Origin of the sequence: Streptomyces sp. WAC05374 (assembly GCF_004353505.1) — a bacterium.
Lineage (GTDB): Bacteria > Actinomycetota > Actinomycetes > Streptomycetales > Streptomycetaceae > Streptomyces.
In genome coordinates, this window is record NZ_SMNQ01000052.1 from 1 (window position 1) to 387 (window position 387).

Here is a 387-nt window from a genome sequence, read left to right on the forward strand (position 1 = left end):
GCCCAACCCCTTGTGGGAGGGAGCTGTCGAAGGTGGGACTGGCGATTGGGACGAAGTCGTAACAAGGTAGCCGTACCGGAAGGTGCGGCTGGATCACCTCCTTTCTAAGGAGCACTTCTTACCGGTTCCGGCCGGTCAGAGGCCAGAACATCAGCGAACGTCTGATGCTGGTTGCTCATGGGTGGAACGTTGATTATTCGGCACACTCGAGATCTTCCTGTCAGTACTGCTTCGGCGTGGAACACGGAGAAGGATCGAGGGTGTCGGGCACGCTGTTGGGTGTCTGAGGGTGCGAGCGTTGCTCGCCCTTCTGCGATGCCGGCCCCAGTGCACTGAGTCTTCGGGTTCAGGTGATGGGTGGCTGGTCGTTGCTTGAGAACTGCACAG

1 rRNA gene is annotated in these 387 nt (G+C 59.2%); it reads left to right on the forward strand.

Annotated elements, in window-relative coordinates:
- Positions 1 to 104 (forward strand): 16S ribosomal RNA (locus tag E2B92_RS32495); the annotation flags it as partial.
- Between the last annotated feature and the right edge of the window lie 283 nt (positions 105 to 387).